The sequence below is a fragment of the Acinetobacter sp. genome (assembly GCF_049284435.1).
GTDB lineage: Bacteria > Pseudomonadota > Gammaproteobacteria > Pseudomonadales > Moraxellaceae > Acinetobacter.
In genome coordinates, this window is record NZ_JBAPXX010000136.1 from 1 (window position 1) to 13,613 (window position 13,613).

The following is a 13,613-nucleotide window of genomic DNA, read 5'->3' on the forward strand; positions in this document are numbered from 1 at the left end:
TCTATGTGCAATGGATGCAGGATGTCGCATCAGCTCATATTGAAAAACTGGGCTTGGGATTAAAGCAATATGTGGAACTGAAACATGCCATGGTCGCGGTTGAGCATCAGGTGCAATATCGCAAGGCGGCTTTTGAAGGAGACGAGATTATTCTGCGTACCTGGCTTAATGATATCAATGCCCTGTATTCATTTAGACAATACGCATTTTATCGACCACAGGATCAGACCCTGTTATTTACTGGAAGTACCCAATGGGCCTGTATCGAAATGGCCACCGGACGTCCAAAACGTATGTCACCAACTTTTACCCAGGCTTATCAGCCACTTTCAGAACATGTAAATCCTTTTGATTTTTCAAATTTATATATGGATTAATGAGACAACATTCTCCAGTTTGATCAGTACATCTGGATAATATTGATGAAGAGGTGGAGTTGGTGAGCTATTTTCTAATCATGGTGATCCAGACTTCATCTGACTGATGTATACGCGACATAGGGAATAAAGGAAAAAATATAATTCTTTTTCTAGATCACCATTCTGCTATAATCCTTCGCAATTTCTATTCGGCTTTTGTTATGTAATATTTTTAAATTACATAGCGTGTTTTTTCTCAAGGTAACCCATGGCGCAAGCTAAAAAATCTGTTGATATTAAAAACATTCGTAACTTCTCGATTATTGCGCACATTGACCACGGTAAATCGACCCTAGCGGATCGCTTTATTCAAACCTGTGGCGGTTTGCAAGATCGTGAAATGCAGGCTCAAGTCCTTGACTCAATGGAGCTTGAGCGCGAACGTGGGATTACCATTAAAGCCACTTCGGTAACCTTGTACTATACACATCCCAACGGTCAAGAGTATCAGTTGAACTTTATTGATACGCCGGGACACGTCGACTTCTCTTATGAAGTATCACGCTCGCTCGCTGCCTGTGAAGGTGCCTTGCTGGTCGTAGATGCAGCACAGGGTGTAGAAGCTCAGTCTGTTGCCAACTGCTATACCGCACTTGAACAAGGTCTGGAAGTACTTCCGGTACTGAACAAGATTGACCTGCCGCAAGCTGAACCTGAGCGTGTCATTCAGGAAATTGAAGACATCATCGGTATCGAAGCTACGGAAGCACCGACCTGTTCTGCAAAAACAGGTTTAGGTATTGAAGGCGTGCTTGAAACACTGGTCAATGTGATTCCCGCACCGGAAGGTGATCGTGAAGCACCGCTACAAGCCCTGATTGTGGATTCTTGGTTTGATAATTATCTGGGTGTTGTGTCTCTGGTCCGGGTCAAGCAAGGTCGTGTGCGTAAAGGCGACAAGATGTTGATTAAATCAACCGGTCAAACGCATATCATTACTTCTGTAGGTATCTTTAACCCGAAACATACTGAAACAGGTATGCTGGAAGCGGGTGAAGTAGGCTTTGTGATTGCAGGGATTAAAGATATTTTCGGCGCACCCGTCGGTGATACGATTACTCTGGCAACAACACCTGACGTTGCAACATTACCGGGCTTTAAAAAGGTCAAACCGCAGGTATATGCCGGTTTGTTCCCGATTGATGCCAGCGATTTTGAACCTTTTCGTGAAGCATTGCATAAGCTGCAAATCAATGACTCGGCCTTGTTCTTTGAACCTGAAAGTTCAGATGCACTCGGTTTCGGTTTCCGCTGTGGCTTCTTGGGCATGCTGCACATGGAGATCGTACAGGAACGTCTGGAACGCGAGTACGATCTTGACCTGATTTCTTCTGCGCCAACCGTAATTTATGAAGCAGTGATGAAGAATGGTCAGACGATTTATATCGACAGCCCATCCAAAATGCCGGATGGTTCAACGGTTGAAGATCTGCGTGAACCGATTGCTGAATGTCATATTCTGGTGCCGCAAGAATACCTGGGTAACGTCATGACATTATGTGTTGAGCGCCGTGGTGTGCAAAAAGACATGAAGTTTATGGCGAATCAGGTTTCCATTACTTTCGAAATTCCAATGGCTGAAGTGGTGATGGACTTCTTTGATAAATTGAAGTCATGTTCACGTGGTTTTGCTTCTCTCGACTACAACTTTGTCCGTTTCGAAAGCTCATCTTTGGTAAAAGTAGATGTGCTGATTAATGGTGAAAAAGTCGATGCCTTGGCGATGATCTGTCACCGTAATGATGCACGTCATCGTGGTATTGCGCTGGTTGAAAAAATGAAGGACCTGATTCCACGTCAAATGTTTGATGTCGCGATTCAGGCGGCAATTGGTGCACAAATCATTGCACGTTCGACTGTAAAAGCGATGCGTAAAAACGTATTGGCGAAGTGTTATGGTGGTGACGTGTCACGTAAGAAAAAACTTCTGTCTAAACAGAAAGAAGGTAAGAAACGCATGAAACAGGTGGGTAGTGTAGAAATCCCGCAAGAAGCGTTCTTAGCCGTATTAAAAGTCGAACGCTAAAATAATAAGGATTTAAGCCCATGGATTTTGATTTTAATTTGATTCTTGTGCCTGCGACCCTGTTTTTTGTCGCAGTGTGGTTGCTAGACAAGTTTATTTTGAAACAAAGACAAACCCGAGGCAAGGGCCATGAGAATTTCATTATCACCTGGGCTTATGACTTTTGGCCGGTACTGGCCATTGTGCTGGTACTGCGTTCGTTTTTATATGAACCTTTTAATATTCCATCCGATTCGATGGTGCCGACGCTGGAAACTGGTGATTTTATTTTGGTGAATAAATTTGACTATGGCATCAAACTGCCTATGGTGAACACCAAAATTATCGATACCGGCAGTCCAGAACGTGGTGATGTGGCGGTGTTCCGTTATCCACCGCAACCGACCATCAGTTATATCAAACGTATTATCGGCTTACCAGGCGATCATATTGTTTATGATCATGGACAGTTGAGCATTAATGGTGAAAAAGTGGCGAAAGTTCCAGTAGAATTTAGCCGCGAAAAAGACCGTTTAGATACTCCAAATGCCATTTATCATAAAGAAACCTTGGGTGAGCATACCTTTACCATGCGTGAGCTGGAAGGCGTGAATGTCGCTCGTCAGGCACCTTTTATTAACTATCTGGAAAATGGTAAATATTCAGGTGAAAATGGTTTATATTGGGAAGTGAAAGTGCCAGAAGGTCATTACTTTGCGATGGGGGATAATCGCGATCAGAGTGCTGACAGTCGTTTCTGGGGGCTTGTTCCGGAAGAAAACTTAACAGGTCGTGCATTCTATATCTGGATGCATAAAGAACCTGGCTTTAAATTGCCATCGTTTGGTCGAAACGGAACAATCGATTAATTGTTTCAATCAGGAAAATAAAAATGAGACATCAACAAGGTGCTTCTTATATTGGGGTTTTATTTGCAATCGTGGGCTTTGCATTTCTTGCAAAAGTGGCGATTGCGGTGTGGGGACCATACTTCGATGATCGTATGGTAGATGGTGAGATTGAGGCGCTATTAAAAAGTGCTCCAGCTAATATAGCACCAGAAACATTCCGTCAACAGATGAGTCAGCGTTTAGAAATGAATAATATTCGTGATCTAAAGTTTGATGAAATTGCCAAAGTCACCAATACCGATGGTTTACAGGTGCACAAGAATTATGAAATTCGTAAAAATTTCATAATGAATATCGATTTAGTGATGAAGTTTGAGAAAGAGTTTGATCAAAGCACAGTCAAAGCTAAATGATGAACGTCTTGCCAAACGGATCGGCTATCAGTTTAAACAGGCTGATTTGCTGAAACTGGCATTGACTCATCGTTCAGTCAGTCATAAACACAACTACGAGCGCCTGGAATTTCTGGGCGATTCTCTTTTAGGGATGATCATTGCGAATTATCTTTTTAATGCCTATCCAAGCGAAAACGAAGGCCGGTTGACGCGTATGCGTGCCACCTTGGTTCGTCAGGAAGCATTAGGAAAAATCGCCAATGATTTAAAACTGAGCCAGAATTTAATTCTCAGTACCGGTGAATTGAAATCTGGTGGTCATCATCGTGAGTCTATACTGGCAGATACGGTAGAAGCCATTATTGGCGCAATCTATGTCGACTGCGGTGATCTCACCGTGCTAGAACCGATTGTGTTAAAATGGTACGAGCCGTATTTAGATCATATTGAGCCGACAGATCAGCTTAAAGATCCTAAATCTCGCTTACAAGAGTATTTACAAGCACGTAAGAAACCTCTCCCAGTTTACGAGGTTGTAGATATTCAAGGTGATGCACCCAATCAGCATTTTAAAGTGGAATGCCAGATTGCGGGATTGCCCACCATGCAAGGCGAAGGCGCGAGCCGGCGTTTTGCTGAACAAGCCGTTGCGGCGGATATTTTGAAACTTTTGGAGCATAAGTCTTAATGACTACTCATTCCGATCACATTGATGCTGATCACGAGTCGCAAAGCGACAGTCACGACCTTATTAGTCAATTTTTTAGTGCACAAGGCACCGAAATCCCATCGGATTATCGCAGTGGTTTTGTTGCTATTGTAGGTCGCCCGAATGTGGGTAAATCTACCTTAATGAACCATATTCTGGGTCAGAAACTTTCGATTACCTCGCGTAAACCACAAACCACACGTCATAAAATCGTGGGGATTGATTCACGTGAAAAATCTCAGGCTGTATTTGTTGATACACCAGGGATGCATAAAAAAGAAGTCCGTGCCATCAATAAAATGATGAACCGTGCGGCACATTCAGCTTTACGCGATGTGAACCTGGTTTTATTCGTAGTGGATGCACAAAAGTGGACGCCAAACGATGACCTGGTTCTGGAAAAGCTGAAAAATGCTGAAATGCCAGTCATTCTAGTGATCAACAAACTGGATACTTTTGAAAACAAGAACGAAGCTTTGCCGCTGATTCGTGAACGCGAAAAGCTAATGAACTTTGCGGAAATCGTACCGGTATCTGCGCTTCGTGGTGCCAATCTTGAACATTTACGTGACACGATTGCCAAGTATCTTCCGTTCCAGCCACCATTGTATTCACTGGATCAACTGACCGATCGCTCAGAGCGTTTTTTGGCGTCTGAAATTATCCGTGAAAAGATCATGCGTCAGCTGGGTGAAGAACTTCCATACGATTTGACCGTTCAGATCGAATCATTCAAAACAGAAGAACCGGTCTTGAATGAAAAAACCGGTTGTATGAAAGCAGCCTGTACCTATATTGATGCCACGATTTTTGTCGATCGTCCGAGCCAAAAAGCCATTGTGATTGGCGAAAAAGGTGTCAAACTGAAAAAAATCGGTATGGATGCGCGTCTCGACATGGAAAAAATGTTCGAGCAAAAAATCATGCTAACCCTTTGGGTGAAAGTCAAAGGTGGCTGGTCGGATGATGAGCGTGCATTAAAAAGCTTAGGTTATAGTGATATCTAAGCGATAAGATGATAAGCCCCTTCGAGGAATTCTGTGATGATGAAAGTGTTGGCAGTAGTTGCATGTGTTTTATTTCTGCAAGGCTGTATTCATAAAGTGGTCACGGTACCTGTGAAGGTGGCTTATAAAACCACGAAAGTCGCGGTCAAAGGCACTGCGGCTGTCGTTGGTGCAGTCATCCCGGATGGAGATGACCAAGAAGATGATAAAAAATCAAAAAAAGATAAGGATTAAAATACTTACTTATGCGTAATGAAGTACTGCATGGCTATCTGATTCATCATCGTAAGTACCGTGAACGCAGTCATATTGTGCATTTATTTACCCAGGAATATGGCAGGGTAGATGGTATTCTCAGGCAAATGCCACCACCGCAGTATCAGCCCATTCGCTTGCAAGCTTCAGGTAAATCAGAACTTAAAAACTTTACTAAACTGGAAATTGTCAATCAGCCGATTTTCTTTTTTGGTGATGCCTTTTTCTCAGGTTTTTATCTGAATGAAATCCTGTTGCGATTATGTCCTTTAGAAGTCGAAATGCCGCAAACTTTTGCCAAATATGCAGAGACCTTAACTGCATTACAGCAATTATCCGCACAATCTAATCCAAATTTATATTTAAAACAGATCTTACGTCAGTTTGAGCATGTTTTGCTGGAAGAGCTGGGTTATGGTCTGGATTTTTCGGTAGATGCCAATCAGGCGCAGATTGATCCGCTACAGCACTATTATTTTCAGCTCAATGCCGGCTTTATGCCATCGGCTAAAGCCTTACGCTCCACCCTATCCGGTCAACAGATTTTAAGCATGTTGACGCATGAAAATGGTGGGGATTTTAAGCCGGAACAGTTACAATTACTGACCAAACTGTATCGACAGATGATCACGGCCTTGCTCGGTGATCGCCCGTTAAAAAGTCGGCAACTGTGGATTCAAAACTCTCAATCTCAAACGTAGTTAGGAAAAGATTATGGCTGCATTACTTGGTGTCAATATTGACCATGTCGCAACATTAAGACAAGCACGTGGTACAACGTACCCAGATCCAGTCAATGCTGCGTTGATCTGCGAACAGGCAGGGGCAGAGGGCATTACCTTGCACTTGCGTGAAGACCGTCGGCACATTCAGGATGACGATGTACGTCGTATGCGTCCTGCGCTAAAAACCCGTATGAACCTTGAGTTGGCGGTAACGGATGAAATGATCGCCTTTGCCAAGGAAATCAAGCCTCAGCATGTTTGCTTTGTTCCTGAAAAACGTCAGGAAGTCACCACTGAAGGTGGTTTGGATGTCGTGGGTAATTTTGATGTTGTAAAAGCAGCAACTCAAGAGCTGGCAGCCATTGGTTGTGATGTATCTTTATTTATTGATGCTGACTTTGCCCAAATTGATGCAGCAGTTGCTTGTGGTGCACCGACGATTGAGATTCACACAGGCGCCTATGCCGATGCAGAAATTCCAGAAGCGCAACAAGCGGAACTAGAGCGTATTATAAAAGGTGCTGAATATGCTGCATCTAAAGGTCTGGTGGTAAATGCAGGCCATGGCTTAAATCTGGATAACGTGACGCCAATCGCCGCGATTCCACAGATTCATGAGCTCAATATCGGCCATTCTTTAATTGCAGATGCAGTATTTGTCGGTCTGGCACAAGCGGTTCAGCAAATGAAAGCCGTGATTAAGTCAGCGCGTTAAGATTAGAATGGTTATGTCAAATATTAATTATGATGAACTGATGCAGCCGGTGATTGCTTTCCTCGGTTGTGAAACACCGCAAGCATGGCTAGATATGGCGGTCGAAAATCTTGAAATCTTGATGCAAGATCATGCCAACTGTGAAAAAAAAGCAGCCAGCACGGCCATGAACTTGATGTTCCGCTATAGCTATTTTGTTGATCTACAGGTGAAGCTTGCACAGCTGGTACGTGAAGAAATGCTGCATTATGAGCAAGTACTTGAATTGATGAATAAGCGTGGTCAGGCTTGGCAGAACTTGAGTGCAGGGCGTTATGCTGGTGGCTTGCGTAAGGAAATCCGGACTTTTGAACCTGAAGCCTTGATTGATGTCTTGGTGATTGGTGCCTTTGTAGAAGCACGTTCCTGTGAGCGTTTCTACGCGCTTGCTTCGCGTGTTGATGATGAGCTGGCACGTTACTACCGTTACCTGCTCAAGTCCGAATCTCGCCATTTTGAAGACTATCTGGCTTTAGCGATGGATGTGGCAACCACGGCGAAACTGAAAAATCCGAAAGAGGATATTCAGGAGCGAATCCTGCATATTCGTGAAGTTGAAAAACAGTTGATTCTAGCGCCTGATGAAACTTTCCGTTTTCATAGTGGTGTTCCGGCTCAAGCGGCTTAATCTCGGTGACAATTTAAAAATCCTCCATGCATGGGGGATTTTTTATATCTCGAAATTTTGAAAAGAGGTGTATTTATATATCGAGTTTTATGAGGGATTGAAAATAATTATTTATTTTAAATATTTGAAAATAATAAGCCGTCAAATTTTAAGATAATAAAAAAGCCCACTTCATGATGAGTGGGCTTTCTTGAATTTGGCTCTCCAACCTGGGCTCGAACCAGGGACCTGCGGATTAACAGTCCGTCGCTCTACCGACTGAGCTATTGGAGAATCTGAAAGCGATTATAGAGAGATTTTGACAGGGGTCAAGCAAAAATTATCATATTTATTATAAATACAGCCTGTCTGTTTTTAATTTAGGCAATTGCATAAATTTCACGAAAAATACTTGTCAGAATAATTTTCACTTGCTAGATTAAAAACATAAAGTCGTTTGACCAAATGGTCAAACAGTGTGGATTTAAACCTACTTGCCAGCACAAAAATGGCTAAACCGGAGACAGCGAATGAATACGCTCAGCATCCCTCAAATTTTCTCTCAACTGGCTTATTATCAAGAAAACTATCTGCAGATTATTGCCGATCCTGCACAGTATTATATCCCGGTTAAAGACGCTCAAATCACGCTCTGGCCCTTGGCGCAAAAATCACTTTATTTAGGTGATTTGCTGCAATTGTGGTTTGCAGAAAAATGGTTGGTAGAAACTGAACGTCAATTTAACTTTGAAGTTTTCCTGAATGCAGACTATCTGAAAGAGCAAGGCAAAGATCTTTATATCTATGCCATTTCTGGGAATCTTTTGACGGGAACCAATCAGTCTAAAGCGTGGCAAGCATCGATAGCACAAACACAAGATGTGGAATTAGCCAATGTTTCCAAGCATTATTTTGAGTTTCAAGGCTTAACTCGACCACGCTTGTCATTTGTTGAAGCGGGGCAGGCGAAAAGCAGTATTATTTAAATGAAGTGCCTGATGAGTTGTGCAGGCTACCAATATTCATTCAGTCCGAATAATCATACAGGTCGCAGTGGCATGAGCATACAGGCGACCTTCTTCATCCAGAATCTGACCTTCAGAAATACCCAGATTTCTACTGAGATTAATTGATTTTCCTACGGCTTTCAGTGGCTGATTTTGAGGGATGGGGCGGCACATCTTTACATTCAGATCAATTGTGCCATAACCGACACCTGCTTCAAGTAAAGTATGAATCGCGCAGCCTGTCACGGTATCCAAAACGGTTGCAGCAAAACCACCATGGACGCCGCCAAGCGGATTTAAATGTCGATGATCAGCTTTGACCTTAAATTCTACACGTCCGCTTTCAATCACTGCTGGTTGCATCGACATGGTTTCGCTAATACTCGGGGCCGGGATTTTTTCATCACGCATCGCTTCCAATAATGCTAAACCGCTCATTTCTTTTGGGTTCATTGTACTTTTCCTGTCATTATTCTTAAGTTGTTGAGGTTTAATTCAAAATTGTGACATCGATAATAGCAATCTGGTATAGGAATGGCGGATTATTTTGTAAGAAGTGCAGTGCCTGCACCTGAGTAAAGTCATTTTTATAAAAAATAAGAAATAGAATGATTTATGGCACGATACTGGTATACATTTCTTATGAAATATCTCAGATCTAAATAATCTGCCAAAAAAACGAACCTTATAAAAGAATTAAAAATCGAGTGATAGGGTAATGAAACAGTTTCTGCATCTTTGGGTGCCTATTTTTCTCAGTAATGCCATTATTATGCTAAGGGGTTTGTTCGACGTGATTTTTCTATCACATTTTTCACCTCAGCATGTTGCTGCTATGGCTGTATGTCTTTCAATTTATTCATTGTGTTTTGTTTCAGGGGTTGGAATTCTGCAAGCTATGATGCAAGAACTGGCTGAGGCCAATGGGCGACAGGCTTTTTCTGATATACAGCGGATTGTGAAGCAAGGTATTTTGATCGTACTTGTAGTGTCTGTTTTGGCAGCTTGGCTATTCACTCATGCCACACCTTATTAAATCTTTTAAAAGCTGATGCTGAGTTGCAAGCCTTGATTACACCATGTTTGTGGTTAATGGCATGGATAATTCCAGGACATCTTTTATTACGTATTTTATATATTCTGACGCAAGCTTGTGGGCAGGCTAAACGTGTATTTTATGCCAATATTTTGTATTTAATCTTCAAGGTTTTATTAGGTTATTGCTTGATTTTTGGTATTGAGGGTTACATCGCTGCTTATGGTGTGCAAGGTGCTTTCATTTCAAGCTTGGTTATACAGTGGTTAATGTTATTTGTTTATTATTTTGTATTTTTAGAAAAAAATTAAAAGTTCAATGGTCAGGCACATTTTTGCATTGGGCTACCCTAGTTAAAATTCTCAGAGTTGGTGTACCTAATGGTATTGTCACGTTTGTGGATGTGTTTGCAATTAGTGCGATTGCACTGCTGATTTTACCTTTGGGTGACATTGTTATAAATTCTCATCAAATTATGCTGGGTCTGATGGGATTGATGTTTATGGTGCCGCTGTCAATGGGATCTGCTTTTAGTATTTTGGTATCGACTAAAATTGGTGCAGAACATATTGAATCAGCATGGCAATTAAGTAAAAAAGCAGTTGCAGTGGTTGTGTTGGTTGGATTATGCCTCGCTAGTTTTGTGTGGATATTTCAGCGTTGGATTATTGCTTTATTTAGTGGTGATCAGCAGGTATTGGCTGTGGCATTCAGTTTGATGATGCTGGTATGTTGGATGCATATCTTTGATGCCGTTCTGGTGATTACTGTCAATATACTGCGCTGCTGGAAAGAAGTGGTATTGCCCATGTTTATTTTTACAGGTGCAGTTTTGGTACTCGGTTTAGGCGGTGGTTGGTATATTGCCTATCATCCTATTTCATTTATGAATATTGGTTTTAATGCCTTGGGAATACATGGCTTTTGGTGGATGCTTGCTATTGCTTATACAGTCGCTGCTTGTTTGTGTTTGCTATGCTTGGGCCTAAAGTACCGGCACTATATTCGTAGTACATAAAAAAACCCGCGATCAACGCGGGTTTTCTAAATCAAACGAGTTGATTATTGTGCAGCTTTTTCAGCTTCGATTGAAGCAATCGCAGCGTCAACGCCTTCGATAGAATCAGCAGCTTTCTTGATGCGAGCTAGAGCATCAACAAGTACTTCATCCGCAGTTGCGTAAGAGATACGCATGAAACCGCCAAGACCGAATGCATCACCAGGAACCACTGCAACGCCAGTTTCTTCCAGTAACCAAGCAGAGAATTCTGTGCAAGATTTAAGACCTTTTGCACGAATCAACGGTTTGATGTTGGCATATGCATAGAATGCACCGTCAGCAGGCAAGCAAGAAATACCGTGGATCTCATTCAAGCCTTTCACAACCAGGTCATGACGACGTTTGAATGCTTCAATCATTGGCTCAAGTACATCTTGAGGACCGTTCAAGGCAGCTTCAGCAGCAACTTGCGAAATAGAAGTTGGGTTTGAAGTCGATTGAGACTGGATCTTTTTCATTGCACCAATCAGTTTCGCAGGGCCCGCTGCGTAGCCGATACGCCAGCCAGTCATTGCATAAGCTTTAGATACACCGTTTAACACAATCGTGCGGTCATAAAGGTCTGGTGCAACGGTGGCGATGTTGTAGAATTCGTCATCCCAACGGATTGGTTCGTACATGTCATCAGATGCGATATACACTTCTGGGTATTTACGTAGTACGTCAGCCAACGCTTCAAGTTCAGCTTTGGTGTAGATCATGCCTGTTGGGTTAGACGGGCTGTTCAATACTACTAGACGTGTTTTGTCAGTGATTGCAGCTTCTAATTGTTCAGGGGTGATTTTGAAACGTTGTTCTTCACCACATTTCACAATAACAGGAACACCTTCAGCAATGATCACCATGTCCGGGTAGCTTACCCAGAATGGCGCAGGGATGATTACTTCATCACCTTTGTTTAACAAAGCCAGTGCCAAGTTAAAGAATGACTGCTTACCACCACAAGAAACCAGAATCTGGTTTGCTGCATAGTCTAGGTTATTGTCGCGTTTGAATTTAGCAATAATGGCTTTTTTAAGACTTGGCGTACCGTCAACAGCGGTGTATTTGGTGAAACCGTTGTTAATCGCTGCAATTGCTGCATCTTTGATGTGTTGAGGGGTATCAAAATCTGGTTCACCTGCGCCCAAACCAATCACGTTGTGACCTGCAGCTTTTAATTCAGCAGCTTTGTTGGTCACGGCAAGCGTAGGGGACGGTTTGATGGCATTCACACGATCAGAGAGACGTACGTCCACGGCAGTATTCCTTCTTATAGGGATTAAAAAATAAAAAGCACATTATCTTAGCCTAAAATAGGGCAGATAGGGCAAAAGAATTTGGAAAACTTTGAGGAAAAAATGGTGTATTGACCGAACTTTATCTTGAATTTCGATATGCTCGGAGCAGAAGAGAAGAGACTTGATACATCTCGGTCATGCATGTGGATGCATGAAATATAAAATAAAAATGGCCACTTTAAAGTGACCATTTTTCGTTGCTGGTGATGTCGTTATGCACTAAAGCGTGACAAGTCTTCGTCCGGGCGTGCTGTTAAAATTTCCGCGCCGGTTTTAGTTACCAGAATCGTATGTTCATATTGTGCTGACAATGAGTGATCTTTGGTGACCACTGTCCATTTATCACCGAGTAACTTGGTTTTCCAGTCACCACCATTGACCATGGGCTCAATGGTAAAGGTCATGCCTTCTTCAAGCACCATGCCAGTATCTGGTTGACCATAATGCAGCACTTGCGGTTCGTCATGGAAAGTCGTACCAATACCGTGACCACAATATTCACGTACTACGCCAAAACGCTCAGATTCAACATACTGCTGAATGGCATGACCAATATCGCCAATGGTTGAACCTGGTTTTACAGTTTCAATACCCCGGTACATGGCTTCTTGCGCTACCTTACATAGACGGTTGGCAAGAATAGTGGTTTCACCACCCACGATGTACATCATGTTGGTGTCACCATGATAGCCATCTTTAATCACGGTCACATCAATGTTCAGGATGTCGCCTTTTTTCAATTTTTTACTGTCTGATGGAATGCCGTGACACACCACGTGGTTCACAGAAGTACAAATGGTATGTTGGAAGGCAGGTCGACCCGGTGCAGCACCATAGCCTAAGCATGCAGGAATCGCCTGTTGTTGATTGACAATATAGTCATGACAAATCGTATCAAGTTCCAGGGTGGTGACACCCGGAACAATATGCGGTTTGATCATATCCAAAACTTCTGCCGCCAGTCGCCCTGCCACACGCATTTTTTCAATTTCGTCAGGGGTTTTGATGAGTCGACGTGGAGCTTGGTAAGTGTTGTTCATGATCTCTAAAAACTTTTGGAAATTTGTGTGTGACTATGGTATAAATAGCCGCCCATTTTATCAAATGCTTTTTCGTGAATAAATTTCACGGGCTTTGTGCGATGAGGCAAAAAAATCCGCACATATATCGACACATTACTCTGGGTGCCCTTTAGGGTGGAGAATGCGGGTATATGGAGGCCTAACCCAAACTTTAAGGTAAAGAAAATGGCAGATTACAACGTAAGCATGCGCGACCTTCTTCAAGCTGGCGCGCACTTTGGTCACCAAACTCGTTTCTGGAATCCAAAGATGCGTGATTACATCTTTGGTGCGCGTAACAAAATTCACATCATCAACCTTGAGCACACTGTTCCTGCGTTAAATGATGCTTTGAACTTTGCTAACAACTTGGCTAGCAAAAAGAACAAAGTTTTGTTCGTTGGTACTAAACGTGCAGCTTCTGCGATCATCCGTGAACAAG

At 42.6% G+C, this 13,613-nt stretch carries 16 protein-coding genes, 1 tRNA gene and 1 pseudogene; 14 read left to right on the forward strand and 4 right to left on the reverse strand.

Going from position 1 to position 13,613, the window contains the following annotated elements:
• The 10 genes from WAK81_RS11810 to WAK81_RS11855 form a co-directional block, all read left to right on the forward strand.
• Positions 1-377 (forward strand): acyl-CoA thioesterase (locus tag WAK81_RS11810; RefSeq protein WP_422196999.1); only part of this gene is annotated, 377 nt, incomplete at its 5' end.
• Positions 378-627: 250 nt separating this feature from the next.
• Positions 628-2,445: a translation elongation factor 4 gene (gene lepA, locus WAK81_RS11815; protein ID WP_422197001.1), complete on the forward strand. Its 1,818-nt coding sequence runs from the start codon at positions 628-630 to the stop codon at positions 2,443-2,445.
• 20 nt (positions 2,446-2,465) lie between these two features.
• A complete protein-coding gene (gene lepB / locus WAK81_RS11820; RefSeq protein WP_422197003.1) occupies positions 2,466-3,293 on the forward strand; it encodes a signal peptidase I in 828 nt (275 codons plus the stop codon).
• Between the two features lie 23 nt (positions 3,294-3,316).
• Positions 3,317-3,688 carry a DUF4845 domain-containing protein gene (locus tag WAK81_RS11825; protein WP_422197005.1) on the forward strand — a complete coding sequence of 124 codons (372 nt, stop codon included), beginning with the start codon at positions 3,317-3,319 and terminating at the stop codon, positions 3,686-3,688.
• On the forward strand, positions 3,660-4,358 hold the full coding sequence (gene rnc, locus WAK81_RS11830; RefSeq protein ID WP_004279062.1) for a ribonuclease III: 699 nt from the start codon (positions 3,660-3,662) through the stop codon (positions 4,356-4,358). Before WAK81_RS11825 ends, rnc begins: the two co-directional genes overlap by 29 nt.
• Positions 4,358-5,386 (forward strand): GTPase Era, encoded by a 1,029-nt coding sequence (era, locus tag WAK81_RS11835; RefSeq protein ID WP_422197008.1) that lies wholly within the window; start codon positions 4,358-4,360, stop codon positions 5,384-5,386. Before rnc ends, era begins: the two co-directional genes overlap by 1 nt.
• A gap of 36 nt (positions 5,387-5,422) precedes the next feature.
• Positions 5,423-5,620 carry an NF038104 family lipoprotein gene (locus tag WAK81_RS11840; RefSeq protein ID WP_422197010.1) on the forward strand — a complete coding sequence of 66 codons (198 nt, stop codon included), beginning with the start codon at positions 5,423-5,425 and terminating at the stop codon, positions 5,618-5,620.
• Between the two features lie 11 nt (positions 5,621-5,631).
• Positions 5,632-6,342, forward strand: a complete 711-nt coding sequence (gene recO / locus WAK81_RS11845; RefSeq protein ID WP_422197012.1) for a DNA repair protein RecO — start codon at positions 5,632-5,634, stop codon at positions 6,340-6,342.
• Positions 6,343-6,355: 13 nt separating this feature from the next.
• Complete coding sequence (gene pdxJ, locus WAK81_RS11850; RefSeq protein WP_422197014.1) at positions 6,356-7,081, forward strand: pyridoxine 5'-phosphate synthase; 726 nt, start codon at positions 6,356-6,358, stop codon at positions 7,079-7,081.
• Positions 7,082-7,094: 13 nt separating this feature from the next.
• Positions 7,095-7,748 carry a tRNA-(ms[2]io[6]A)-hydroxylase gene (locus tag WAK81_RS11855; protein ID WP_004279057.1) on the forward strand — a complete coding sequence of 218 codons (654 nt, stop codon included), beginning with the start codon at positions 7,095-7,097 and terminating at the stop codon, positions 7,746-7,748.
• A gap of 197 nt (positions 7,749-7,945) precedes the next feature.
• On the opposite strand, the gene WAK81_RS11860 is transcribed toward WAK81_RS11855, so the two are convergent.
• Positions 7,946-8,021, reverse strand: a tRNA-Asn gene (locus WAK81_RS11860).
• Positions 8,022-8,257: 236 nt separating this feature from the next.
• Here WAK81_RS11860 and WAK81_RS11865 point away from each other — a divergent pair.
• On the forward strand, positions 8,258-8,713 hold the full coding sequence (locus tag WAK81_RS11865) for a hypothetical protein (RefSeq protein ID WP_422197017.1): 456 nt from the start codon (positions 8,258-8,260) through the stop codon (positions 8,711-8,713).
• A gap of 36 nt (positions 8,714-8,749) precedes the next feature.
• Here WAK81_RS11865 and WAK81_RS11870 read toward each other — a convergent pair whose 3' ends face one another.
• Positions 8,750-9,187: a PaaI family thioesterase gene (locus tag WAK81_RS11870; RefSeq protein ID WP_422197019.1), complete on the reverse strand. Its 438-nt coding sequence runs from the start codon at positions 9,185-9,187 to the stop codon at positions 8,750-8,752.
• A 319-nt stretch (positions 9,188-9,506) separates the two neighbouring features.
• On the opposite strand from WAK81_RS11870, the pseudogene WAK81_RS11875 reads away from it, so the two are divergent.
• Both WAK81_RS11875 and WAK81_RS11880 read left to right on the forward strand, forming a co-directional pair.
• Positions 9,507-10,081: pseudogene (locus WAK81_RS11875) on the forward strand (MATE family efflux transporter).
• Complete coding sequence (locus WAK81_RS11880; protein WP_422197021.1) at positions 10,033-10,788, forward strand: MATE family efflux transporter; 756 nt, start codon at positions 10,033-10,035, stop codon at positions 10,786-10,788. Before WAK81_RS11875 ends, WAK81_RS11880 begins: the two are co-directional and overlap by 49 nt.
• Positions 10,789-10,832: 44 nt before the next feature.
• Here the strand turns inward: WAK81_RS11880 and WAK81_RS11885 are convergent, their stop codons facing one another.
• Positions 10,833-12,068: a pyridoxal phosphate-dependent aminotransferase gene (locus WAK81_RS11885; RefSeq protein WP_422197023.1), complete on the reverse strand. Its 1,236-nt coding sequence runs from the start codon at positions 12,066-12,068 to the stop codon at positions 10,833-10,835.
• A gap of 254 nt (positions 12,069-12,322) precedes the next feature.
• Positions 12,323-13,150: a type I methionyl aminopeptidase gene (map, locus tag WAK81_RS11890; RefSeq protein WP_114540898.1), complete on the reverse strand. Its 828-nt coding sequence runs from the start codon at positions 13,148-13,150 to the stop codon at positions 12,323-12,325.
• Positions 13,151-13,357: 207 nt separating this feature from the next.
• On the opposite strand from map, the gene rpsB reads away from it, so the two are divergent.
• A partial coding sequence (rpsB, locus tag WAK81_RS11895) for a 30S ribosomal protein S2 (RefSeq protein ID WP_422197025.1) occupies positions 13,358-13,613 on the forward strand: 256 nt, incomplete at its 3' end.